19 protein-coding genes, 3 pseudogenes and 1 riboswitch are annotated in these 22058 nt (G+C 61.7%); of the genes and pseudogenes, 12 read left to right on the forward strand and 10 right to left on the reverse strand.

Translation table 11 applies throughout. The annotated features are described in order from the left end of the window. The first annotated feature begins 172 nt into the window (after nucleotides 1–172). From metJ to ACTG2O_RS06740, 3 genes and pseudogenes are all read left to right on the forward strand, one after another. Nucleotides 173–496 (forward strand): met regulon transcriptional regulator MetJ, encoded by a 324-nt coding sequence (gene metJ / locus ACTG2O_RS06730; RefSeq protein WP_005340251.1) that lies wholly within the window; start codon nucleotides 173–175, stop codon nucleotides 494–496. A 6-nt stretch (nucleotides 497–502) separates the two neighbouring features. Next, a pseudogene (locus tag ACTG2O_RS06735) lies at nucleotides 503–1256 on the forward strand (helix-turn-helix domain-containing protein). Nucleotides 1257–1340: 84 nt separating this feature from the next. After that, entirely contained in the window at nucleotides 1341–1679 is a 339-nt protein-coding gene (locus tag ACTG2O_RS06740; RefSeq protein ID WP_069530010.1) for a tRNA-binding protein, read from the forward strand. 67 nt (nucleotides 1680–1746) lie between these two features. On the opposite strand, the gene ACTG2O_RS06745 is transcribed toward ACTG2O_RS06740, so the two are convergent. The 3 genes and pseudogenes from ACTG2O_RS06745 to nudE form a co-directional block, all read right to left on the reverse strand. Beyond that, entirely contained in the window at nucleotides 1747–3018 is a 1272-nt protein-coding gene (locus ACTG2O_RS06745) for an aromatic amino acid transport family protein (protein WP_439975496.1), read from the reverse strand. Between the two features lie 437 nt (nucleotides 3019–3455). Further along, nucleotides 3456–4268: a 3'(2'),5'-bisphosphate nucleotidase CysQ gene (cysQ, locus tag ACTG2O_RS06750; RefSeq protein ID WP_139478335.1), complete on the reverse strand. Its 813-nt coding sequence runs from the start codon at nucleotides 4266–4268 to the stop codon at nucleotides 3456–3458. A 37-nt stretch (nucleotides 4269–4305) separates the two neighbouring features. After that, nucleotides 4306–4912, reverse strand: a pseudogene (gene nudE, locus ACTG2O_RS06755) (ADP compounds hydrolase NudE). A gap of 144 nt (nucleotides 4913–5056) precedes the next feature. Between nudE and yrfG the strand changes: the two are divergent. After that, entirely contained in the window at nucleotides 5057–5737 is a 681-nt protein-coding gene (gene yrfG, locus ACTG2O_RS06760; RefSeq protein ID WP_439975497.1) for a GMP/IMP nucleotidase, read from the forward strand. A gap of 67 nt (nucleotides 5738–5804) precedes the next feature. Here yrfG and ACTG2O_RS06765 read toward each other — a convergent pair whose 3' ends face one another. The 4 genes from ACTG2O_RS06765 to ACTG2O_RS06780 all read right to left on the reverse strand — a co-directional run bounded on the left by ACTG2O_RS06765 (nucleotide 5805) and on the right by ACTG2O_RS06780 (nucleotide 8406). Next, complete coding sequence (locus tag ACTG2O_RS06765; protein ID WP_198505418.1) at nucleotides 5805–6017, reverse strand: hypothetical protein; 213 nt, start codon at nucleotides 6015–6017, stop codon at nucleotides 5805–5807. Between the two features lie 114 nt (nucleotides 6018–6131). After that, complete coding sequence (locus ACTG2O_RS06770) at nucleotides 6132–6470, reverse strand: DUF1294 domain-containing protein (RefSeq protein ID WP_374845032.1); 339 nt, start codon at nucleotides 6468–6470, stop codon at nucleotides 6132–6134. Further along, nucleotides 6467–7057, reverse strand: a complete 591-nt coding sequence (locus ACTG2O_RS06775) for a sugar O-acetyltransferase (RefSeq protein WP_043820589.1) — start codon at nucleotides 7055–7057, stop codon at nucleotides 6467–6469. The genes ACTG2O_RS06770 and ACTG2O_RS06775 overlap by 4 nt, the downstream gene beginning before the upstream one ends. An 86-nt stretch (nucleotides 7058–7143) precedes the next feature. After that, complete coding sequence (locus ACTG2O_RS06780; protein ID WP_421313744.1) at nucleotides 7144–8406, reverse strand: MgtC/SapB family protein; 1263 nt, start codon at nucleotides 8404–8406, stop codon at nucleotides 7144–7146. 215 nt (nucleotides 8407–8621) lie between these two features. Here ACTG2O_RS06780 and ACTG2O_RS06785 point away from each other — a divergent pair. From ACTG2O_RS06785 to cbl, 6 genes and pseudogenes are all read left to right on the forward strand, one after another. After that, nucleotides 8622–9621 (forward strand): annotated as a pseudogene (locus ACTG2O_RS06785) (sulfate ABC transporter substrate-binding protein). A 56-nt stretch (nucleotides 9622–9677) separates the two neighbouring features. Then, nucleotides 9678–10253, forward strand: a complete 576-nt coding sequence (locus tag ACTG2O_RS06790) for an RBBP9/YdeN family alpha/beta hydrolase (RefSeq protein ID WP_058058574.1) — start codon at nucleotides 9678–9680, stop codon at nucleotides 10251–10253. A gap of 271 nt (nucleotides 10254–10524) precedes the next feature. Then, nucleotides 10525–11364, forward strand: a complete 840-nt coding sequence (cysT, locus tag ACTG2O_RS06795) for a sulfate ABC transporter permease subunit CysT (protein WP_439975498.1) — start codon at nucleotides 10525–10527, stop codon at nucleotides 11362–11364. Beyond that, nucleotides 11361–12251, forward strand: coding sequence for a sulfate ABC transporter permease subunit CysW (gene cysW / locus ACTG2O_RS06800; RefSeq protein ID WP_439975499.1), 891 nt, complete (start codon nucleotides 11361–11363; stop codon nucleotides 12249–12251). The genes cysT and cysW overlap by 4 nt, the downstream gene beginning before the upstream one ends. A gap of 22 nt (nucleotides 12252–12273) precedes the next feature. After that, entirely contained in the window at nucleotides 12274–13341 is a 1068-nt protein-coding gene (locus tag ACTG2O_RS06805) for a sulfate/molybdate ABC transporter ATP-binding protein (protein ID WP_128834901.1), read from the forward strand. Nucleotides 13342–13464: 123 nt separating this feature from the next. Continuing rightward, complete coding sequence (gene cbl / locus ACTG2O_RS06810) at nucleotides 13465–14412, forward strand: HTH-type transcriptional regulator Cbl (protein ID WP_042030338.1); 948 nt, start codon at nucleotides 13465–13467, stop codon at nucleotides 14410–14412. A 59-nt stretch (nucleotides 14413–14471) separates the two neighbouring features. On the opposite strand, the gene gbpA is transcribed toward cbl, so the two are convergent. Together gbpA and ACTG2O_RS06820 are read right to left on the reverse strand one after the other, a co-directional pair. Then, nucleotides 14472–15893 carry an N-acetylglucosamine-binding protein GbpA gene (gbpA, locus tag ACTG2O_RS06815; RefSeq protein ID WP_439975500.1) on the reverse strand — a complete coding sequence of 474 codons (1422 nt, stop codon included), beginning with the start codon at nucleotides 15891–15893 and terminating at the stop codon, nucleotides 14472–14474. A 65-nt stretch (nucleotides 15894–15958) separates the two neighbouring features. Continuing rightward, nucleotides 15959–16044: riboswitch (cyclic di-GMP riboswitch) on the reverse strand. Nucleotides 16045–16308: 264 nt separating this feature from the next. Continuing rightward, nucleotides 16309–17991 carry a methyl-accepting chemotaxis protein gene (locus tag ACTG2O_RS06820; RefSeq protein ID WP_439975501.1) on the reverse strand — a complete coding sequence of 561 codons (1683 nt, stop codon included), beginning with the start codon at nucleotides 17989–17991 and terminating at the stop codon, nucleotides 16309–16311. Nucleotides 17992–18267: 276 nt separating this feature from the next. Between ACTG2O_RS06820 and ACTG2O_RS06825 the strand changes: the two genes are divergently transcribed. Continuing rightward, complete coding sequence (locus ACTG2O_RS06825) at nucleotides 18268–20133, forward strand: M3 family metallopeptidase (protein WP_439975502.1); 1866 nt, start codon at nucleotides 18268–18270, stop codon at nucleotides 20131–20133. 80 nt (nucleotides 20134–20213) lie between these two features. On the opposite strand, the gene ACTG2O_RS06830 is transcribed toward ACTG2O_RS06825, so the two are convergent. Further along, nucleotides 20214–20450: a hypothetical protein gene (locus ACTG2O_RS06830; protein ID WP_439975503.1), complete on the reverse strand. Its 237-nt coding sequence runs from the start codon at nucleotides 20448–20450 to the stop codon at nucleotides 20214–20216. A 307-nt stretch (nucleotides 20451–20757) separates the two neighbouring features. On the opposite strand from ACTG2O_RS06830, the gene ACTG2O_RS06835 reads away from it, so the two are divergent. Next, on the forward strand, nucleotides 20758–22056 hold the full coding sequence (locus ACTG2O_RS06835) for a ferredoxin reductase family protein (protein WP_439975504.1): 1299 nt from the start codon (nucleotides 20758–20760) through the stop codon (nucleotides 22054–22056). Nucleotides 22057–22058: the final 2 nt, after the last annotated feature.

The raw sequence follows: 22058 nt of genomic DNA on the forward strand, positions 1-22058 counted from the left end.
ATCTTGCTGCCACGCGCCATCCCGCCATTGCGGGCTCATGGACAACCACACTACGCCAGCTTAAAAAAGCCGTCAACACTTCCAGACGTCTAAATGGCTTTGCTGTTGGATTGCCATTAATTTCCTTAAGGGTTAAAATCCGCGCTCACGGCTAAATGAGAACAGGTGAGTCATGGGAACAGAGTGGAACGGCGACTACGTCAGCCCCTACGCGGAACACGGTAAGAAGAGCGAACAGGTCAAGAAGATTACCGTCTCGATCCCGCTCAAGGTGTTGAAAGTGTTGACCGATGAGCGCACCCGCCGTCAGGTGAACAACCTGCGTCATGCGACCAACAGCGAGCTGCTCTGTGAAGCCTTCCTGCACGCTTTCACCGGCCAGCCGCTCCCTTGCGACGAAGACTTGCGCAAGGATCAACCGGACAGTGTCCCGGCCGAAGCGCGCGCCATCATGGAAGCGCTGGGCAAAGAGATCGAAGATTTCGACAAGGAATAACCCCCAATGACGCGGCCCTGGCCGCGTCATTGCTATCTGCCATGTCCCGCTTCAGCCTGCGCCACTATCACCACCACGTCTGCAGCCATAGCCACGACTTTGCCCAGCTGGTGATCCCCCTCGACGGCCCCCTCGAGATCGAGGTGCAGGGCCGGGCAGGCTTGTCCCCGGTTCTGCCTGCATCATCGCTCCCAGCGAGCGGCACGATTATGCCGCCGATCCGGCGCTTTCGTTTCTGGTGCAGGAGAGCGACTGGCTGCCCGGCGATCTGGCGGCCCGCCCCTTTATCGAGCTGGATGAACCCCAGCGTCACTACCTCGCTTTTCTGCACCGCATGGTGGCCGAGGGGCGGCAGGTGGCGGGCATGGAGCAGGTGTGGCTCTCCCTGCTGGCGGAAGGGCAGGGGATGCAGAGCGCAGCCATTCCACGCCTTGCCGCCCGCATCCTCAAGGTGCAACGCCATATCGATGCCAACCTCGCCGCCCCGCTGACCAATCAGCAACTCGCCGCCATCGCCTGCCTTGGCCAGAGCCAGTTCAAGCTCGCCTTTCGCCAGCAGTTGGGGGTGAGCGTCTCCCACTACATTCGCAGTCGGCGCATGGCGCTGGCGTGTACCCTGCTTGCCAGCACGCAGCTGCCCGTCGGCGAGATTGCCAGCCGTTGTGGTTACCAGAATCAGGGGGCCTTCAGCGAGCGCTTCCTGGCCGAGATCGGGCTCACTCCATCCCTCTGGCGCCAACAAAACGGCCGCCTGCCGTAACGAAACGGCTGATCGCCGAAGACGGGATGCTCTCTTTGGGCCATGCTGCGGGTCATGCAAGGTGCACGATAAACAGGAGCCGAAATGGAGACGATTAGCTGGCAGGATTTCGAGATGGTGGAGCTCCGGGTGGGCACCCTGGTGCGGGTCGAGCCGTTCCCCGAGGCGCGCAAACCGGCCTACAAGGTGTGGGCGGATTTTGGCCCTGAACTGGGGATTCGCAAGAGCAGCGCCCAGATCACCGCACTCTACCAGCCAGAGCAGCTGGTGGGCCGCCAGATCATCGCCGTAGTCAACTTCCCGACCAAACAGATAGGGCCGTTTCAGTCTGAATTTCTGCTGACCGGTTTCTATCGGCCGGATGGCGCCGTAGTGATGGCCATTCCCGAGCGGGCGGTGGAGAACGGCGCCAGGCTGGGCTGAGTTCACACCCGAACAGAGACAAGAGAGGCGACCCAAGGTCGCCTCTCTTTTTTGTTTTCTGCTGCGGTTACTTCAACAGGCTGAAGATCAGCGCCGATACCGCCAGCGAACCGGTCAGCAGGATAAAGCCGTTGGTCCAGCCGTGACGGAAGCGGGCCAGCGCCTCCACCTTGTAGATGGCAATCACCGGCATGATGAACAGGATCATGGCGATGACCGGGCCGGAGAGGGTCTCCATCAGCCCCAGAATCCCCGGGTTGATGACGGCGGCCCCCCAGATAGAGAAGAACATCAGGGCGATGCCGACTTTGTCCGCCTTGGCCAGCGGCAGGCCGGTGGGCTTGGCGATCAGGCTTTTGAGGCTTTCGCGGGCACCGAGGAAGTGGCCGAGGAAGGAGGAGCTGATGGCGATAAAGGCGATGAGCGGTCCCAGAGTCACGATCACCGGGTTGTCGGTGATGTTGGCGAGATAGGAGAGCACAGAGACGTTCTGGGCCTTGGCTTCGGCCAGCTGGGCTGGCGAGAGGCTCAGCACGCAGGAGAAGACGAAGAAGAGCACGAAGCCCACCAGCATTACTGTGGTGTTGCGCAGGATCAGGCCGCTCTTGGCTTCCGCCTGCTCGCCATATTCACGGCGCTGCACGTTGGCAAAGCCGGAGATGGCGGCGGCATGGCTGAAGGCGAACACGGTGACCGGCAGCGCCAGCCAGACGGTGTTGAGGAAGCTGACCCCTTCAAACGCCGTCACTTCCGGCCATTGCCACTGAGGGATCAGGTAGCAGGAGAGGGCCGCCAGAATGGCCGCCAGCGGATAAACCATAAAGGCGAAGGCGCGCAGCATCACTTTCTCACCCGCCAGCATCACGGCGATCATGGCAAATACCAGCACGCCGGAGAGCATCACCCGATCCGGAGCCGCCATGCCGAGTTGGTTGACCATGAAGCTCTCTACCGTATTGGTAAGCCCGACCCCGTAGATGAGCAGGATCGGGAAGATGGAGAGGAAGTAGAGCGCCGAGATGAGGCGACCGGCCATCTTGCCGAAATGCTCCTCCGCCACTTCGGTGAAGTCGGCGTGGGGGCGTGACGAGGAGAGCACGAAGCGCGCCAGCCCGCGGTGGGCGAGGAAGGTCATGGGGCCTGCCAGTACCGCGACGATAACGAGGGGCCAGATCCCGCCCAGACCCAGATTGATGGGCAGGAACAGGATGCCGGCGCCAACGGCGGTGCCAAACAGACTGATGACCCAGTGGGTGTCGTGACGGCGCCAGCGGGTGGTGCTGGACGTGGTGGAGCAGGAACCGGATAGCTCCTTGGTAGCCTCTACAGATAAACTCATTACTAATTCACTTTTTGTTAGTGTTTTAATCTGAGTTCATTGTGGTTTATCGGGATTTAATTCTCAAAAAGCGAGACTGAAACATATCACTGCCATTGCGGGGTTTAGCCAGCGAGATTGGGAATGGAATCTGGGTCACAGAATGGAACAAAACTGATATTTGTGATTTATCTGAAATATAAAACCAAAATTTAACCTACTGTCATTTTTTTATTTTGGCTAATCAGGTGTTTTCAGAATTACGTGAAAAATCGTACCATTTCTCGCCGACCGATTGTGATGTTTCACTATCATTTCGCTTCTTTGCCAGCGTATCACGCTGTTCAAGAGCGCCTTGACCAGCGGATCACACCGGCCATCACCCGGGGCAACTTCCCTGAAAAAGCAGGCGGCCATCGGGCCGCCTGCTTGTCGGGTGTGATGATATCGCTATCCGCCTAGTGGGCCAGAATGTTGCCCCAGGCGAGATCCGGATCTCCCATCACGATAAAGTCAGGGTTCTCCAGCGACTCGGTTTCGTTGTAACTGAGTGGCTGCAACGCCAGGCTGAGGATACGGCCACCGGCTGCCTCGACGATGCACTGGGCGGCGGCGGTATCCCACTCGCCGGTAGGGCCGAGTCGCACGTAGCAATCGGCCGCCCCTTCCGCCACCAGACAGGATTTGAGGGAGCTGGAGCCGAGCGGGATCAGCTCGTAGTTGATGGCCGGGTTGAGGCGGCGGGTGAGGTTCTCCAGCTTCTGGCGGCGGCTGATGGCCACCACCAGCGAGTCAGGCTGGTCATGCTCGTGGTGCATGGCGCTGATGGGCAACACCTCGCCATTCACCTCCTTGAAGGCGCCGTAGCCGCGCACCGCCCAGTAGAGCACGTTGGACTCGGGGGCGTAGATGACCCCGAGCACCGGCACATTGTCCCGCACCAGGGCGATCAGGGTGGCAAAGTCGCCGCTGCCGGCGATAAATTCGCCAGTGCCGTCGAGGGGATCCACCAGCCAGTACTGCCGCCAGTTGGCGCGCTGGCTGAAGGGGATGTCGGCCGCCTCTTCTGTCAGCACCGGCACATGGGGGGTGAGCGCTGAGAGCGCCTGTTTAAGGTAGGCATCGGCAGCAAGATCGGCACTGGTGACCGGGGTCGCATCCTCCTTCAGCTGACGCTCGAACTGACCGCCGTGATAGATGTCGTGAAGGATCCTTCCGGCTTCGCGGGCAATCTCCTTGACCCCCGGCACCCAGGCCAACAACTCCTGCATCTCGTTATCCTCTGTCTGTTAACTGCCCGTCTGCGGGCTACTCTGCCTGCTCCGCCAGCCACTTCTGGGCCAGGAGCAGGGCACTGATGCTGCGCGACTCGGTGAAATCGGGCCGCGCCAGCAATTCATCGATCCGGTTCAGCGGCCAGGGGATCACCTCCAGCGGTTCGGGTTCATCGCCGATCCGCTGCTCTGGGAAGAGATCCCGTGCCAGTAAAATGTCCATCCGGCTGGAGAAGTAACCCGGCGCCAGCGACACCTGCTTGAGCAGAGTCAGGCTGTTGGCGCCAAACCCCGCCTCCTCCATCAGCTCCCGGTTGCCCGCCTCGAAGGCATCTTCACCGGGGTCGATCAGCCCCTTGGGAAAGCCCAGCTCGTAGGTGGGTGCCGGCGGCATATTCGCGCACCAGCAGCAGGGTGTGGGCATCGAACAGCGGCACCACCATGACGGCGCCCCGGTTGCCGCCGCGCATTCGCTCGTAAACCCGCTCTTCGCCGTTGGAGAATTTGAGGTGTAGCGATTCCACCTTGAACAGTCGGCTCTCGGCCACGATATCGGCTTTGAGGATCTCCGGCTTGCACTTGGGGTGATCCAGTTGGTCGGCTGAGATGTGCTCGGGTTTGCTCTTGTGGGGGTCGCTCATCGGACGCTGGCTGCTCGTTAAAAAATAGTGCTTCAAGAGTAAACGACTCTCACACCGAACACCACGGGCCAGGGATGGCAAAGGGGGAGGAAAAATCCGTTATACTGCCGCCCCGTTTTCCGAGATCCGCGATCAAGAGGCCCGATGCCACACTCCCGCTCCACCACCTTGCCCTGGCACCAGATAGATACCGTCTTGCTCGATATGGATGGCACCCTGATCGATCTGCATTTTGACAACCACCTCTGGCAGCAGCTGGTGCCGGAGCGTTACGCCGAGCGACTCGGGCTGCCGTTGGATGAAGCCAAAGCGCAGATCGACGTCCACTATCACGCCGTCAACGGCACCCTCAACTGGTACTGCGTGGATTACTGGAGCGAGACCCTGGGGCTCGACATTCGTGCCCTCAAGCAGGAGCTGCTGGCGAAGATCCAGTGGCGACCCCACGCCATCCCCTTTCTGGCCGCGCTACGCGCCGCGGGCAAGCAGCTGGTGCTTTTCACCAACGCCCACCCCGCCAGCCTGTCGGTGAAGGATGCGCAGCTGGGGCTGAGCGACCATCTGGATCTGATGGTGAGTACCCACGAGCTGGGCTGGTCGAAGGAGAGCCAGCTCTGCTGGCTGGCACTGGCCGAGCGGCTGGCGTTCGATCCGGCCCGCACCCTGTTTGTGGATGACAGTGAGCGGATCCTGCGGGCTGCCGCCGACTATGGCATCGGCTATCAGCTGGCGATCCAGAATCCGGATAGCTGCAAGCCGGAGCAGAGCATTACCGCTTTTCCGGCGATCCGCGACTATGCCGAGTTGCTGCCGTTGGTAATCTGAATCTATTCAAACAAGAGAGGGCTGCAACATGCAGCCCTCTCTGTATCTGAAACCTGGCGGTGAAAGATCACAGCTCCCGGAACGGTCGCCGTTTCTCCTCTTCGATGACGATCGCCTCCAGATTGGCGACTCGCTCCTGCAACTCTCTGATGATCATATCCTGCCTGCCGAGGCGGTCGGTGATGCGGGCATCCCCCATCTGATAGCGGGCCCGCTTGCCGAGATATCCGAACAATACGCTGATAAATACGATCAGGACTATGCCTGTCCACATGGTCATGTCACGACTCCTTGTCGTCTATAGACGGCGAAAACGCTGATGAGATCTGCTCTGTTTTCTCACAGCCGCCGGGCGGCCGCAATGGGGCCCATTGTCCCTTTGTGACGCAGACTGCTATTGCTGCCAGAGTGGCCGACCGACCCAGAGCGCCCACAGGGTGAGGTGCAGCAGCACGATAAACCAGAAGACCAGCCGGTAGCTGCGCTTCTGGGTTTTGTGGCGCAGCCACTGGCGAGCTACCAGTGCCCCCGGCCAGCCGCCGCACAACTCCAGCAGATGGAGCCTCGATTCGGGAATGCGCCACTCGCCCCGCACCGCCTGCCGCTTGTCCCAGGCGTAGGCCGCCAGCGTCAGCAGACTCATGGTCAGCAGTGCGGCCAGTGGCCACCACTGCTGGCTGTCGAGGCCGAGCCAGAGGGCGGCGCCCAGCGGCAGCAACGCCAGCGCCATCATTGGGCCAGCTCCCAGCAGCGCTCCTCATCCTGCTTGAGGGTGCGGATCACCCTGGCCGGATTGCCCACCGCCACCGAGTCGGCCGGGATGTCGCGGGTGACCACTGCGCCGGCGCCAATGATGGAGCGCGGCCCTATGGTGACGCCGGGGCAGATGATGGCGCCGCCGCCAATCCAGCAGTCGTCACCGATCCGCACCGGCTTGTTGTAGGCGGTCCAGTTGCGTCGTTCCAGATAGTTCATGGTGTGGGTGGCGGTGTAGATCTGCACGTTGGGGGCCAGCAGCACATGGCTGCCGATGTGCACTTCGCCCACGTCGAGAATGGTGACGTTGAAGTTGAAGAAGGTCTTCTCGCCGATATGGATGTTGCGGCCGAATTCGCAGGTAAACGGCGTGCTGATCCAGCAGGAGTCGGGGCAGTGGCCGAACAGCTCGCGGCAGATCTGCTGGCGCAGAGGGGCATCGCCCGCCGATGAACCGTTGAGCTTGGCCAGCAGCGCCTGACCGCGGATCCGGTCGTTGGCTATCTCCTCGCTCTGACTATCCAGTGCCCCGCCAGCCAGTACCTTGTCCCAGTCGCTCGCCATCGCTACCTCCCCATGCTGCAAGAGGGGGCAGTATACGTGACTGTCAGGGACGCCGTCAGTCTGTCACTTGTTGCAGGTGATCCTCGTCAACCAGCGGGCCAGACGAGGGGCAGGATCAGCAGGGCCGAGATGAAGTAGGGGAGCAGCACCCGCAGCCCCAGACTGCGACCGCCGATACCGAGGGCCAGCAGCCCCTTCACCAGCGAGTTGACCAGCCCGGCGAGCAGGATGCCGCGGGCGGCGACCTCCAGCGCCAGCTCCTTGTGGGAGAGCTGGGAGAGCGACAGCGTGATGGCGTCCACATCGGTGATCCCCGACACCAGCGCCAGCAGGTAGACCCCGGAGTTGCCCACCTTGCTCTGCAACAGGGTGGCCATAAAGCCGATCAGTGCCAGCAGCAGGCCGAACTTGATGGCGGTGGCCAGATCGAGCGGGTTGCTGGTTTCCGGCTGCACCGGGCCGTCGGTCAGCTCCTCGCGCTGACGCCAGAACCAGAAGGCAAAGCCGTAGACTGTGGTGGCCAGCAGCAACAGGGGGGCGATGAGGCGCATCGCCAGTTCGCTGTGAATGAGCAACACCAGCACCAGCAGCCGTAGCCACATGGTGGCCCCCGCCAGCAGGATGCCGGTAGCCAGCAGCCGCTCCAGCCCCCCTTGTTCCTTGTTGAGGCGGGCGAACTGCAGGGTGAGGGCGGTGGAGGAGGCCAGTCCTGCCAGTATGCTGGTGAGCACCAGTCCGGCACGGGTGCCGAGCAGCCGCACCGCAAAGTGGCCACAAAACGAGATGCCGGCGATCACCACCACCATCAGCCAGATCTTGAAGGGGTTGAAGGCATCGAGGGGCCCCATCTCCTCGTTGGGCAGTACCGGCAGCAGTACCAGCGAGATGAGCAGAAAGCGCAGGGTGGCGTGGAATTCGGTTTCGCTGAGAAACAGCATCCCCTGCTGGATCTTGCCCTTGAGCCCCATCAGCAGGGCGGCCAGCACGGCGCAGGCCACCGCTTCGCTCGGGCTGAGCAGCACCGACATCAGGCCCAGCAGGTAGGTGAGCAGCATAGCCACCGAGCTGGTGAGGCCGAACTCCCCCTGCCAGCGTTGGGCCAGCCAGACCGAGAGGCCGCAGCCGATCACCACCGCCAGCAGGCCGAGCAACGGTAGCCAGGGGCCCAGGGTGGGCAGCAGCAAACCGCACACCCCACCGAGCAGGCCGATAAGGCCGTAGGTACGCATCCCGGCGATGCGCTGGTTATCCCCCAGTTGGCGCACCTGCCAGCCCCGCTCCAGCCCGATGATAAGGCCGATGGCCAGCGAGACCAGGGCACCGTTGACGGGTTCTGCATTGATCCACATAACGACTTCCTTTTCGTCATCTGCCTGCCTTGTTCCCATGATGGCACAGCGCTTGAGGTCACAGAGGGGCATGGCTCACAGAGTGTGCGTCCGGCTCCCGGTGCGGGTAGCTGAGCTGATATGAGCAAAAGAGATAAGCAAAGAGTTATTTCTTTCTTCTCGGCATAACAACTCCGCGGCATGCTGCTCTCAACCCAACGATATGGAGTATCACCATGAAACTGCGAATGACCGCTCTCCCTCTTCTCCGTGCTGGCCTTTGGCCAGGCCTACGCCGCAGAAGTGCACCTGCTCAACGTCTCCTACGATCCGACCCGCGAGCTGTTTCAGGAGTACAACTCCGCCTTTGCCAAGGAGTGGAAGGCCAAAACCGGTGACGATGTGGTGGTGAGCCAGTCTCACGGTGGCTCCGGCAAGCAGGCTCGCGCCGTTGTGGACGGGCTGGAAGCTGACGTGGTCTCGCTGGCGCTTGCCTACGACGTCAACGCCGTTGCCAAGCAAGGTCTTATCGCTGCGGATTGGCAGAACCGTCTGGCCAATAATGCAGCGCCCTACACCTCGACCATCGTCTTCCTGGTACGCAAGGGCAATCCCAAGCAGATCAAGGATTGGGGCGACCTGGTGCGCAAGGATGTAGCCATCGTGACCCCCAATCCCAAGACCTCCGGCGGTGCCCGCTGGAACTATCTGGCCGCCTGGGGTTATGCCCTGAAGAAGAGTGGCAATGAAGAGGGGGCCAAGCAGTTTGTTGGCGATCTATTCAAGAACGTGAAGGTGCTGGACTCAGGCGCCCGCGGTGCCACCACCAGCTTTACCGAGCGCGGTCTCGGTGACGTGCTACTGGCGTGGGAGAACGAAGCCCTGCTGGTGCTTGGTCAGGCGGGTGCCAGCGACAAGTTCGAGCTGGTGGTGCCTTCGGTCTCCATTCTGGCGGAGCCGCCAGTCGCGGTGGTGGACAAGGTGGCCAAGAAGCACGGTACCGAAGCTGTGGCCAAGGCCTATCTCGATTATCTCTACTCTGACGAGGGGCAGCATATCGTCGCCAAACATCACTATCGCCCCAGCAACCCGGCGATCCTGAAGGAGACGGCAGCCCAGTTCCCGCAGCTTGCCTTCTTTACCGTCAAGGATCTGGAAGGGGATTGGGAGAAAGCCCAGAAGAAACACTTCGCCCAGGGCGGTCTGTTTGACCAGATCTATCAGCCGGGTCGTTGATAGCTTCGTTATCCATCACTGAACTGGCCCCTGTGCCAGCCGATAGGAGCACCAAGATGAACAAGATCCTCCTGGTTCCCGGTCTGCACAACAGTGGGCCGGATCACTGGCAGAGCCGCTGGCACGATCATTTTCCCCAATGGCAGCGGATGACCGGGCTACCGTGGGACAAGCCGGACCTCAGGGTCTGGAGTGCCAAGCTGGCGAGCAAGCTGAAACGTCGCCGCAGCCGGGTCCATCTGGTGGCCCACTCTTTCGGCGCCCTGACTGCCATCGCGGCGGCCCGCTTGCAGCCGGAGAAGGTGGCCTCGATCTTTCTGGTGGCGCCCGCCGATCCCGCCCGTTTTGGCATTGCGGATGAGGCCTTGGCCGGGCCGCTGCAGGTGTCGGCCCAGCTGGTGGCCAGCCGCAACGATCCCTGGATGAGCTTTGAACGGGCCGAATACTGGAGTCGCCAGTGGCAGGTGCCGCTGTTCGATGCCGGTGAGGCTGGCCATATCAATGCCCAGTCCGGTCATGGGGACTGGCATCAAGGGCTGCATTTGCTGGGGGCTCTCTATCGCCGTGGTGAGCTGGTGGTGGCACCGGTCAAGACCGCATCGCCCCGGCCGGTCGTACTGGGCTTTCGCTAGGTATCTGTTAAGTGGTTGGAGGGTTGGCGAGCGCGCTGTTCGCTGGCTACTCCATACCCCCGTTCTTTGAATGCTCCGCTCCGTATTGCTCCATTTCTTAGGTCTTTTATTTATATAAAAGACCTTTTTTTATTTGGAGTGCGCCAAGAGCCTTGTGACTCTGCGGTTAGACAAAAAAGTGATTAGCAAAGTCGCAATTGATGTTTGTTGCCGATGAGGGGAGTGAGCAGAATCACCATATCGAAAATTCTTCATAACAGATGGATGTGTTATGCGATTTGGTTCTTATTCTGTCCTGCCCGGTTTTGGCCCCACCTTGGGGTTCAGCCTGCTCTATCTGGGCCTGCTGGTGCTGTTGCCGCTCTCGGCCCTGGTGCTGTTTGCGATCAACAACCTGACCGCCGCCGAGTTCTGGCAGGTGATCGGTTCACCCCGGGTGCTCGCCTCCTTTCGCCTGAGCTTCGGTGCGGCCTTTTTCGCGGCGCTGCTCAACAGCCTGTTTGGCCTGATCCTGGCCTGGATCCTGGTGCGCTACACCTTCCCCGGTCGTCGTCTGGTGGATGCGCTGATCGACCTGCCATTCGCCATGCCGACCGCCGTTTCCGGCATCGCCCTGTGCGCCATCTTCGCCCCCAACGGCTGGATCGGCCAGTTGCTGGCGCCGCTCGGCATCCAGCTCGCCTACAACCCTATCGGGGTGGTCATCGCACTCACCTTTATCGGATTGCCGTTTGTGGTGCGTACCCTGCAGCCGGTGCTGCGGGAGGCTGAAACCGAGCAAGAGGAGGCCGCCGCCAGCCTCGGCGCCGATCGCTGGCAGACCTTTCTGCGGGTGCTCTGGCCGACCCTGGTGCCTGCCCTGCTGACCGGTTTTGCGCTGGCGTTTGCCCGTGCAGTGGGGGAGTACGGCTCCGTCATCTTCATCGCCGGCAACCTGCCGATGGTCTCGGAAATCGCGCCGCTGATGATCATGAGCCACCTGGAGGAGTATGACTACGCCGGTGCCTCCGCCATCGCAGTGGTGATGCTGCTGATTTCGTTCATTTTGTTATTGCTAATCAACAAGTTGCAGGCCTGGAGCTGGTCTCGCATCGGAGGGAGCCGGATATGAGTTCATCTGTTATCGCCATTGAGGCGGCCCCTGTGGAGGTTGCTCCCGCGCGCAAGGCTCCGACCGTGATCCGCGAGCCCCAATGGGTCAAATGGCTGCTCATCACGGTCGGTTTGGGCTGGTTTGCCGCCCTGTTGCTGCTGCCGTTGGCTACCGTCTTTATTCAGGCGCTGAGCCCTGGGCTGGCTTTTTTCTGGCACGCCATCAGCGAGCCGGATGCCCTGAGCGCTCTCGGTCTGACCGCACTGGTGACCCTCTGCGCCGTTCCCCTCAATCTGCTGTTCGGGATCGCTGCGGCCTGGGCCATCGCCCGTTTCCGCTTCCCCGGTCGGCAGCTGCTCATCACCATCATCGATCTGCCCTTCTCGGTGTCGCCGGTGATCGCCGGTCTGATGCTGGTGTTGATGTTCGGCAGCCGCGGCTGGTTCGGTGACTGGCTGAGCGAACATGACATCAAGATCATCTTCGCCACCCCGGGGATCATCCTGGCCACCACCTTCATTACCGTGCCCTTCGTGGTGCGCGAGCTGCTGCCCCAGATGGAGGCGCGCGGCCCGGAAGAGGAGGAGGCGGCCATCATGCTGGGGGCGAACGGTCTGCAGATGTTCTGGCGCGTCACCCTGCCCGGCATTCGCTGGAGCCTGATGTACGGCCTGCTGCTCTGTACCGCCCGTGCGGTCGGGGAGTTTGGCGCGGTGTCGGTGGTTTCCGGTCATATTCGCGGCCAGACCAATACCCTGCCGCTGCATATCGAGATCCTCTACAACGAGTACCAGACCGGCGCCGCCTTTGCAGTGGCAAGCCTCTTGGCTCTGTTCGGGATCTTCACCCTGCTCGGGGAAACCCTGTTGGCCCGGCTGCGTGCCCAGCCCACCAAATCTCACTGATCACCGTTTTAAAGAGGCAGCCATGAGCATTCAGGTTCAACAACTCAACAAGCATTTCAATCAATACGCGGCGCTGGCAGACATCAACCTCGACTTTCACGACGGTGAGCTGGTGGCGCTGCTCGGCCCCTCCGGTTGCGGCAAGACCACGTTGCTGCGGATCATCGCCGGGCTGGAGCAGGCCGACTCTGGCCACGTCATCATCCGCGGTGAGGACGCCTCGGATCTCCATGTGCGTGAGCGCAACGTCGGCTTCGTGTTCCAGCACTACGCCCTGTTTCGCCACATGACGGTGTTCGAAAACGTAGCGTTTGGCCTTAGGGTCAAACCGCGCAGTGAACGCCCGGCCGAGGCGGCCATTCGTGCCCGGGTCAAGGAGCTGCTGGATCTGGTGCAGCTCAGTCACGTGGCCGAGCGCTACCCGACCCAGCTCTCCGGCGGCCAGCGTCAGCGGGTCGCGCTGGCCCGCGCGCTGGCGGTGCAGCCCAAGGTACTGCTCTTGGACGAGCCCTTCGGCGCCCTCGATGCGCAGGTGCGCAAGGAGCTGCGCCGCTGGTTGCGCGAGCTGCACGACGAGCTGCATGTCACCAGCCTGTTCGTGACCCACGATCAGGAGGAGGCGCTTGAGGTAGCGGATCGGGTGGTGCTGATGAATGCCGGACGGGTCGAGCAGATCGGCACCCCGGCCGAGGTCTACGACCAGCCCGCCAGCTCCTTCGTCCACAGCTTCCTCGGCAGCGTGAACCAGTTCCGCGGTCGGGTGGCGGAGCAGGGATTCGGCATCGGCGAGCAGCTGCTCGGCGGGCCGTCGGCTTCTCATCTGGCTCACGGCAGTGCCGCCATCGCCTATGTCCGTCCCCATGAGCTGGAGATCTTGCCAGCCGATGCGCCGGGCGGGATCCGTGCCACCATCACCCGTCTGCTGCCCATGGGGCCACGCATTCGGGTGGAGCTGCGTGGCGATGGCGAGACCAAAGGGGCCCACTATGAGGCGGAGCTGAGCAAGGAGGCGGCCAAGCAGTTTGCTCCGGGACAGGGGGTGCGGCTGGTGGCCAGACAGGCGCAGTTCTATCCCGATTACCAGATTTGATGTGGTGTTGCGGGTGGCATGGCTGCCCGGGTTCAGGCGCTCTGCCGGGGCATGATCCGGCCAAATAACAAAAATGAGGGGTTGACCAGCTTGTGTCACCCACTCTTCGCAGGAGGCGACAAGGTGAATTTTCAGCAGTTACGAATTATCCGGGAGGCAGCGCGGCGGGATTACAACCTGACCGAGGTGGCCAACGCCCTTTTTACCTCGCAATCCGGGGTGAGTCGCCATATCCGCGAGCTGGAAGAGGAGCTCGGTATCGAGCTCTTTATCCGCTACGGCAAGCGGCTGCTCGGTATGACCGAGCCTGGCAAGGAGCTGCTGGTGATTGCCGAGCGCATTCTCAATGACGCCAACAACATCCGCAAACTGGCCAGTACCTTTGCCAACCGCGACTCGGGCCGCTTGCTGGTGGCGACCACCCATACCCAGGCCCGCTATGCCCTGCCGCGGGTGGTGAAGGCGTTTCGCGAGCAGTTTCCGCTGGTACAGCTGGAGCTGCGTCAGGGCAGCCCGGAGGAGATTGTGCGGCTGGTGCAGACCGGCGAGGTGGATATCGGCATCAGCAGCGAGCAGCTCGACAAGAGCGAAGGGGTGGTGGCATTTCCCTACTACCGCTGGCACCACAATATCGTGGTGCCCGAGCAACATCCGCTGGCAGGTGAGCGGGATCTGACGTTGGCGGCGCTGGCCAACTGGCCTATCGTCACCTATCAAGCCGGGTTGACCGGGCGGGTACGGGTGGATGAAGCCTTTGCTGCGGCTGGTATCGAGCCGCAGATCCTGTTGACGGCGCAGGACTCCGATGTCATCAAGACCTATGTCGAGCTGGAGATGGGGGTCGGCATACTGGCCGACATGGCGTTCGATGCCCAGCGGGATCAGGGGCTGGTGCAGCTCGATGGCAGCCATCTGTTTGCCCCCCACACCGCCTGGATTGGCCTCAAGCAGGGGCAGTTCCAGCACAACTTTGCCTGGCAGTTTATCCAGCTCTGCAACCCCGAGCTGGCGCTGGCGGATATTCAGGCCCGCGCCATGGGCAGCGAGCCTGCCATCGACTTCCAGATTTGAATCGGAAGATAAGAGCAAAAGGGGAGCCAATGGCTCCCCTTTTGCTATCCGGTGGCGAGTTACTTCACTTCATCCCACGCCATTTGCCAGTGGGAGCCGATGCCCGGTTCGTACTGGGTTGCGGTGGTGGTCCACTGCTGGCAGTAGCCGCTGTAGGGGAAGGGCTTGCACTGATAGACCTTGCCATTTTTCGGCTGCTGCACCTTGGTGCCGGCGGCATAGGATTTGAGCGAGTTCGGGAAGACGAAGTCGTATTCGCCGCTGCTCTGCTCCTTGAACATCAGATCCATGGTCTGCTGAATGGCCTCGCCGCCCGCTTTCGGGGTGGCCTTGATCACCAGCTGGTGGTGACCTGCCTTGAGCCCTTCCAGCGCCATGGTAAAGGAGTTGCTGCTGTCCCTGATGTCGGCACTGCTTTCACCCTTGGCGACGCCGCCGTGGTCATAGAGGGTGTTGGTGACGGCCAGATCGCCCTGTGCGGTGACAGTGAAATCGAGGGTTGCCTTGCCGTTGTCCAGCACATAGTCGCTGGCCAGACCGCTGACGCTGATGCTGTCCACTACCGGCGGCTGCAGCTGTTGCAGGTCAATCTCGACTCGATCCAGTTTGCTGTCTCGATGCAGATAGACGGGGTTCATGCCGTAGATCGGATTGAACTGGCCATCGGCTCCTTGCTGACCGGCGCGGATCAGGCTCTGTTCGGCGTTGATCTTGCTGGCGAGGGCATGAGCCCAGCTGTTCTTCTGGCCCTGCTCGGCGGTGGTGATGGTCAGCACGGTCTGCAGATCGGGGCGCTCGCCGTTGGCATCGAACACCCGGGTCATCGCCTTGTCACCCACTGCGAGGTCGATGGAGGGGTAGATGGTGCCTGCCTGGCTCCACTCCAGCGGCGGCTGGCTACCATCTTTGAACTTGGCATCGATGATGTTGTAGAAGCTGTTGCTGGTGTCGCCCACTTCCCACACGCCGAGGATCACCTGATAACCGGTGCGATCCGGCAGGACACAGTTGTGGGTCACCTGCTTGGGCGGCTGCACCATGTTGCCGTCGATGACGCAGAAGGGGGTCAGGTCGAACGAGGCGCGGGTGAGCGGCTGGTTGGGGTTCCAGTCCTGCTTGGTGAGGTAGTAGCGCCAGTTGCGGGTGACGTGGTTGGCAGTGAAGGTCCAGCTGATGGTGAAGGGGCCGGGCTGTACTTCACGCTTGGTCCAGCGGTCGCTGGTCTGGATGTTCAGCTCGCTCCAGCGCGGGCTGCCCGCCGAGGCGATTTGGCCATCCTGCGGGCCGCTCTGCGGGAAGCCTGATGGGCCCTCCACGCTCTGGGGCTCCCACTGCACGCCGCCACACTGGCTGTTGCCACCGGTTTTGCACAGGTAGTTGCGACTCTCTGGCTGGTTGATGTAGCCATGAGCCAGGGCGCTACCGCTGGCCAACAGGGCCAGCATCGCCGCGATGTGATTAAGTTGGATTTTTGCTGCCATACATTCCTCTGTTCGATAGATGTGGGCAGTCAGTTGGCCGGGGAGTTCCCCGATGCACACTTGCGTGTGGCAACCCCGCTATCCTGGACAAAACGTCTGTAGACCGGAGGCTTTGCGTCCCGACCTTTCGGTCAGTTTGCCAAATGACTAGATGGTTAGTGATGGGCCAAATGTTCGGCCATCACCATTGTGCACTGCATTGATTCGTTATTTGAAGTTGAATGTTTAAATGCATCATCCCATGGCGCGAAAATTATTCTAACTGACTGTTTTTAAATTGTTCTCTTATCTGTGAATGGCGCCGATTAACGTTGAATATGCCGATAAGATGCATGCTGATTGCGTGTTGGCGGCGTAAAAAAACCTGCCAGCTTGGCTGGCAGGTCGGGTGACAAGGCGACACGGGTTGACGCCCTCAATGACGGGGGCGCTGTTCTCCGGAGGGGGGAGACAGGGGCGCCATCATCGGCGCAGTGGAGGACTCCTTGCCCAGTTTGAACACCGCAAGCCGCTCATCCAGGCTGCGGGAGAGACCGGCCAGCAGCTCGCTCTCCTGCGCCAGTTGCGAGGCGGACTGGGACATCTCCAGCGCCGAGTCGTTGATGCCGCTGACATTGCGGTTCATATCCTCGGCCACCATGCTCTGCTGCTCGGCGGCGGTAGCGATCTGGGTCGCCATGTCGCTTACATGCTGGATGTGGTTGACGATCAGGGTGAGATCCTGCCCCGCCTGCTGGGACTGGTTGACGCTGCTCTCTGCCAGTTTGCGGCTGGTATCCATGGCGTTGGCGGCGGTGACGGCCCGTTGCTGCAGCTGGGCAATGGTACTCTGGATCTCTTCGGTGGATTGGCGAGTGCGGCTGGCCAGCTGGCGCACCTCGTCGGCCACCACGGCAAAGCCGCGGCCCTGCTCACCGGCACGGGCTGCCTCGATGGCGGCGTTGAGGGCCAGCAGGTTGGTCTGCTCCGAAATGGCGCTGATGACAGCAGTCACTTCGCTGATCTGCATCACCCCCTCCTTGAGCTGGTTGACCTGCTGGGTGGCCTGCTCCACCTCGGTGGCCAGCGCCTTGATGCCGTGCACGCTGGCGTGAACGTCGCGGTTGCCGAGGCCAGCTTCACCGGTCGCTTCCTGGGTATCCCGCGCGGTATTTTCGGCGTGTCCGGCCACATCGGAGATGGTGGCGCTCATCTCGTTCATGGCGGTAGCGAGTTGGGCCAGCTGATCCCGCTGGCTGGTCACCGCCTGATTGGTCTGCTCGGCAGAGGCGGCGATGCGCAGGGCGGCATCCGCCACGTTGCGAGCCCCCTGGCTGGCCTCCAGCAGGGCGTGACGAATGGCATCGAGACTCTGGTTGGTGCAGCGGGCGACCACTCCCAACTCATCCTTGCCCTGTACCGGGATGCTCACCACCAGATCCCCCTTGGCGACCCGCTGCATGGCGTGGTTGATCTGGCTGAGGGGGGAGACGATGGAGTGGGTGATACGCCAGCCCAACAGCCCCATCAGCAGGATCACGATGGCGGTGGCGGTACCCATCTTCATGTACTGGGCCCAGATGGTCTGCTGAATATCCTGCAGCAGCATGCCGGAACCGAGGATCCAGCCCCAGGGCTGATAGCCGGAGACCATGGAGAGCTTGTCGGCGGTTTCGCCCGATGGGCCTGTCCAGACATATTGCAGGGTGCCCTGTTTGCCCCCTTTGGCGATATCCACCATCTGATACCAGAACTGTCCGGTGGTGGCGGCACCCCCTTCACCCATCTTCTGGCCGACCAGTTCGGGGCGGATGGGGTGAACCACCATAGTGCGGTTCTCGTCGATGACGAACAAATAGTTGTTGCCATCAAAGCGGGTGTTGGTCAGCAGCTTGCGCGCCTCCTGTTGAGCCTGCTCTGCCGGCAGGGTGCTGGCCAGAAACTGGATCTGGCTCATGGCCTGCTCCAGTACCGCATTGAGCCGCGCCTCTCGCTCACTCATCAGATTGCGCTGGAGCGCGTTGGCCGAGATAAGCAGCAGCGAGACAAAACCGACAAACGCCAGTGCGAGCAGCAAGATCAATTTGCGGCTCACGGTGATATCACCGAGCTTGAACATGACTAAACCCTCATTTCCCTGTTGATTTTATGTGGCTCTGTACCGCGGCAGCCAGTTCGCAAGATTTAACAACTCATTTACTTTCAGTCTCTTGCCGAGCTTTCTCAAATGAGCGTTTTAACATCAGTATAGTCAGCAGACAGCAACCCCCACTTTTTGCTAGCGTGTTGATGCGCATCCCTGCGCAATTTTTGCCAAAGAGTGTGAATCATTTGGCATTTCACTAAAAAAAGGAGTGGGCCCCGCTGCGGGTGACCCCATAACAAGAGGGAATTTATGAGTTCCATTGCCAGGAATTACTTCAACCAGCTCAACGCCGACTACCTGCAGGTGCACAGGCGCAAGGAGGATCTCTTCTGGTCCACCTATATGGGCACCAGCGACGATCAGGCCGGTTTCACCGCGGCCGAGCAGGCCTACAAGGCCTTTTGTGCCAATCCGGCCCGTCTGCCCGAATTGCGGGAGATGTTGGCGCAGGCCGACGAGGATGATCTCAAGCGCGGTCTGCAAGGCTGGATCGCCTTCTTCGAGTGCAATGTGATTGAAGATCCCGCCGCATCCGCCCTGATGGATGAGTTGGTGGCTGCCGAGGCGGCGCTGTTCGCCCGCCGCAAGGGGCTGAAACTGACCCTGCTGGATGAGCAGGGCCAGCAGGTCGCAGGCAGCCTGCCCGCCGCGAGTACCTCCCTTGCCGCCAGCCCGAACGAGGCGGTGCGCCAGAGCGCGCTCGCCATGTTCCACACCCTGGAGCAGTGGGTGGTCGGCAACGGTTTTCTCGAGGTGGTGGCGATCCGCAACCGCTTTGCCCGCGCCATGGGCTATCGCGACTACTTCGACTACAAGGTGCGCAAGAACGAGCAGATGAGCCCGGAGCAGCTGTTCGCCATCCTCGACGACTTTATTGCCCGCACCGACGCTCGGTTGCAGCAGAGCCTGGCCGAGCTGAAGGCCGCCAAGGGCGAGGCGGCCCTGCTGCCTCACAACCTGCGTTACAGCGTGAGCGGCGACGTGACCCGTCAGCTCGATCCTTACGTGCCCTTCTCGCGGGCGCTGCGAGATTGGGTCGAGAGCTTCCGCCGGCTCGGCATCCAGTATCGCGGGGCGACCCTGACCCTGGATTTGCTGACCCGGGAGGGGAAATACGAGAACGGCTTCTGCCACGGCCCGGTACCGAGCTTCTTCCAACAGGGGGAGTGGGTGCCAGCAGTGGTCAACTTCACCAGCCTGGCCGATCCGGCGCAGGTGGGCAGCGGCTGGAGTGGCCTCAACACCCTGTTCCACGAGGGAGGCCACGCCGCGCATTTTGCCAATGTCACCGGCAACGCCCCCTGCTTCTCACAGGAGTTTCCGCCCACCTCCATGGCCTATGCCGAGACCCAGTCGATGTTCTGCGACAGCCTGCTGGACGATGCCGACTGGCTCAAGCGCTACGCCAGAAATGCGGCGGGAGAGGCTGTTCCCGACGCCCTCATCAAGGAGATGATTGAAGCGCGTCAGCCGTTTCGCGCGTTTAACGAACGCCAGATCGCGCTGGTGGCCTACTTCGAGCGGGATCTCTACGCCATGGCAGAGAGCGAGCGCACTCCCGAGGCTGTGCTGGCACTGGCCCGCAAGTGGGAGCGCAAGATCCTCGGGGTCGAGAGCCCGCGCCCGCTGCTGGCCATTCCGCACCTCCTTAATCAGGAGTCGGCCTGCGCCTATCACGGCTACCTGCTGGCGCTGATGGCGGTGGAGCAGACCCGCGCCTTTTTCCTCAAACGTGATGGCTACCTCACCGACAACCCGCGTATCGGGCCGGATCTGGCCGCCCACTACTGGGGGCCGGGCAACGGCATGAGTCATGATGAGACCCTGCGCAGCCTGACCGGCGAGGGGTTTAGCGCAGTGCCGCTGGCCGAGGCATGCAACCTGAGCGCCGCCGAGGCGTGGCAACAAGCTCAGGCCTGCATGGCTGCCGCGCAGCAGCGCCCCGTGGCTGGTGAGGGAAGCCCACTCGATGCCCATATCCGGGTGGTACACGGCGCCGAGCTTATCGCCGACAACAGCGAGTCGGAAACCCGTATGCTGGCCGATTTCGAAGCGTGGATCGCCCAACGCTACTGTGCTGGGAAGGTCAGAGATGGGTTGAGCTGCGTGCAGTAAGTGATGTGATGAAGGCTGGCTTGTTATGAATAGGCAATTGGCAGGAGGGGCGACCTTCCTGCCATTCTTTTTTTCATTATTCACGATTCATCAATGACTTTATTTCCGCAATTTTCACAGATGGCATGTCGTTCAAAGCGATCCATGTTGGCCAGAAAGGGGTCGGCGGCCCAGCCGGTAATGAAGTCTTTGATGAATGCTGTGCGTTTTTGCTCCGGTGTCGGCTGTTTGCCAAATGATTTGTCGACCAGCCCCACGACATGGTTGGTCTCGCGCTGACAACTCGGGCAGTAGCGTTGTTCGGTGGATGAAAGCAAGGGGGGCTCCTGGTCCGGGGGAGTGGGCGGCAGGTTTTCCGCCGCAGATATGTGTCGTCCCCATTTGATTCCTTTTGCAGGCAGGTCGTCAATCACGGCAGAGGTGGATTTTGCGCTATTCCCCATGAAGAGAGGGCCGGTCAGCAAGGGTGACCAGAGGGGCCAGCGGGCCCCTCTTTTGTTTCCGTTTGTCACACATTGCCACACAAGCTTCCCCCTCTGGCAAAGTCTTGTGACCAGACAGGTGTGCAATGGTGCCATGAGCAGGGAGATGAGGCCCTGCCGCGATGGAACCAGGGAGCATGTTATGACGAACAAATGGGTGTGGTGGCTGTTGCCGCTGCTGGCGGTCGGAGTCTGGTGGCTCGGTTATGCGGGGGATGCCAACGGGGTGTGGCCCTGGCGCCATGAGATGTTGCTGCTGACGGGTCTGCTGGGGATGACCTATATGGCCATTTCGCTGTTGCTGGCGTTGCGCCTGCCGCGGCTGGAGGTGTGGTGTGGCGGTCTGGACCGGATGTTGCGATTGCACCGCCAGACGGCCATCGGCGGCGCATTGGCACTGACCGCTCACTGGCTGCTGGTGGAGGCGCCCAAGTGGGCGGTCTCGGCGGGTTGGCTGAGCCGTCCCGCAAGGCGTGGGGCCAGCGCGGCCGTAGCTGGTGCAGGAGCAGGCAATGGCATCTCGCTCCATGCCCTTGGCAATAACTTGGGGGAGTGGAGTTTCTATCTGCTGATCGCGCTGGTGGTGGTGAGCTTGCTGGCGCTGGTGAGTTATGGCCGCTTTCGGCTGATCCACCGGCTGGCGCCGCTCATCTATCTGGCGGGTTGGGGGCACGGGCTCTGCCTGCTGCCTCAGGTGGGAGCCATGACGCCGGTTGGGGTAGCGATCTGGTTGATCGGTGGGATCGGCGCTATCGGGGCCCTCTACTCCCTGCTGGGGCAAGTGGGGGCGCGCAAGCGCCATCCCGGCCGGGTCGTTGCGGTGCGGACGCTGGCGGATCAGACCTGCGAGCTGACCATGCAGCTGGAGCGGCCGCTCGCCCATTACCGCCCGGGTCAGTTTGCCTTTTTCGAATTTGACGCCAAGGAGGGGCCGCACCCCTTTACCCTGGTGCGGGTGTCAGCGGATCGGCGCCAGCTGGTGATCGCGGTGCGGGCGCTCGGGGATCATACCCGCCAGCTGGTGGCAGAGGCGCGCGTCGGGGATGCGGTGGTGGTGACCGACCCCTATGGCGCCTTTGTTGCGCCGCAAGGGGGAGGCCGAGCCCTCTGGCTGGGGGCCGGGATCGGTATCACGCCGTTCGTCGCCTGGCTGGAGGGGCTGGCTGCCCGTGGGGAGCGGGGCGAGGGGAACACCCTGATCCAGTGCGCGCCGGACCTGGCGGGGGCTGTCTACCACCAACGGTTGGCCGAGCTCTGTCATCGCACCGGTGTGCGTTATCAGTTGCATCTGGACAAGGCGGCCGGGCGGCTGGATCTGGCCCGCATCGCGCAGGATGCGCCCGAGCAGGTGTGGTTTTGCGGGCCGGAGGGGATGGCAGATGCCCTGACTCGGCTGTTGCCGGATGGGCATCTGCATCGCGAGCTGTTCCGCTTTCGTTGAGC

Origin of the sequence: Aeromonas sp. 61P, assembly GCF_051919545.1 — a bacterium.
In the GTDB taxonomy this organism is placed as follows: domain Bacteria; phylum Pseudomonadota; class Gammaproteobacteria; order Enterobacterales; family Aeromonadaceae; genus Aeromonas; species Aeromonas veronii.

Excerpts from the sequence above, each read along its gene's own strand:
- ACTG2O_RS06780 (WP_421313744.1), bottom strand. The coding sequence starts at position 8,406 with ATGTGGATCAATGCAGAACCCGTCAACGGTGCCCTGGTCTCGCTGGCC.
- yrfG (WP_439975497.1), top strand. The coding sequence starts at position 5,057 with ATGCCACACTCCCGCTCCACCACCTTGCCCTGGCACCAGATAGATACC.
- ACTG2O_RS06790 (WP_058058574.1), top strand. The coding sequence starts at position 9,678 with ATGAACAAGATCCTCCTGGTTCCCGGTCTGCACAACAGTGGGCCGGAT.
- ACTG2O_RS06740 (WP_069530010.1), top strand. The coding sequence starts at position 1,341 with ATGGAGACGATTAGCTGGCAGGATTTCGAGATGGTGGAGCTCCGGGTG.
- ACTG2O_RS06775 (WP_043820589.1), bottom strand. The coding sequence starts at position 7,057 with ATGGCGAGCGACTGGGACAAGGTACTGGCTGGCGGGGCACTGGATAGT.
- metJ (WP_005340251.1), top strand. The coding sequence starts at position 173 with ATGGGAACAGAGTGGAACGGCGACTACGTCAGCCCCTACGCGGAACAC.
- cysQ (WP_139478335.1), bottom strand. The coding sequence starts at position 4,268 with ATGCAGGAGTTGTTGGCCTGGGTGCCGGGGGTCAAGGAGATTGCCCGC.
- gbpA (WP_439975500.1), bottom strand. The coding sequence starts at position 15,893 with ATGGCAGCAAAAATCCAACTTAATCACATCGCGGCGATGCTGGCCCTG.
- ACTG2O_RS06765 (WP_198505418.1), bottom strand. The coding sequence starts at position 6,017 with ATGACCATGTGGACAGGCATAGTCCTGATCGTATTTATCAGCGTATTG.
- ACTG2O_RS06820 (WP_439975501.1), bottom strand. The coding sequence starts at position 17,991 with ATGTTCAAGCTCGGTGATATCACCGTGAGCCGCAAATTGATCTTGCTG.
- ACTG2O_RS06745 (WP_439975496.1), bottom strand. The coding sequence starts at position 3,018 with ATGAGTTTATCTGTAGAGGCTACCAAGGAGCTATCCGGTTCCTGCTCC.
- cysT (WP_439975498.1), top strand. The coding sequence starts at position 10,525 with ATGCGATTTGGTTCTTATTCTGTCCTGCCCGGTTTTGGCCCCACCTTG.
- ACTG2O_RS06825 (WP_439975502.1), top strand. The coding sequence starts at position 18,268 with ATGAGTTCCATTGCCAGGAATTACTTCAACCAGCTCAACGCCGACTAC.
- ACTG2O_RS06835 (WP_439975504.1), top strand. The coding sequence starts at position 20,758 with ATGACGAACAAATGGGTGTGGTGGCTGTTGCCGCTGCTGGCGGTCGGA.
- ACTG2O_RS06805 (WP_128834901.1), top strand. The coding sequence starts at position 12,274 with ATGAGCATTCAGGTTCAACAACTCAACAAGCATTTCAATCAATACGCG.
- ACTG2O_RS06770 (WP_374845032.1), bottom strand. The coding sequence starts at position 6,470 with ATGATGGCGCTGGCGTTGCTGCCGCTGGGCGCCGCCCTCTGGCTCGGC.
- cysW (WP_439975499.1), top strand. The coding sequence starts at position 11,361 with ATGAGTTCATCTGTTATCGCCATTGAGGCGGCCCCTGTGGAGGTTGCT.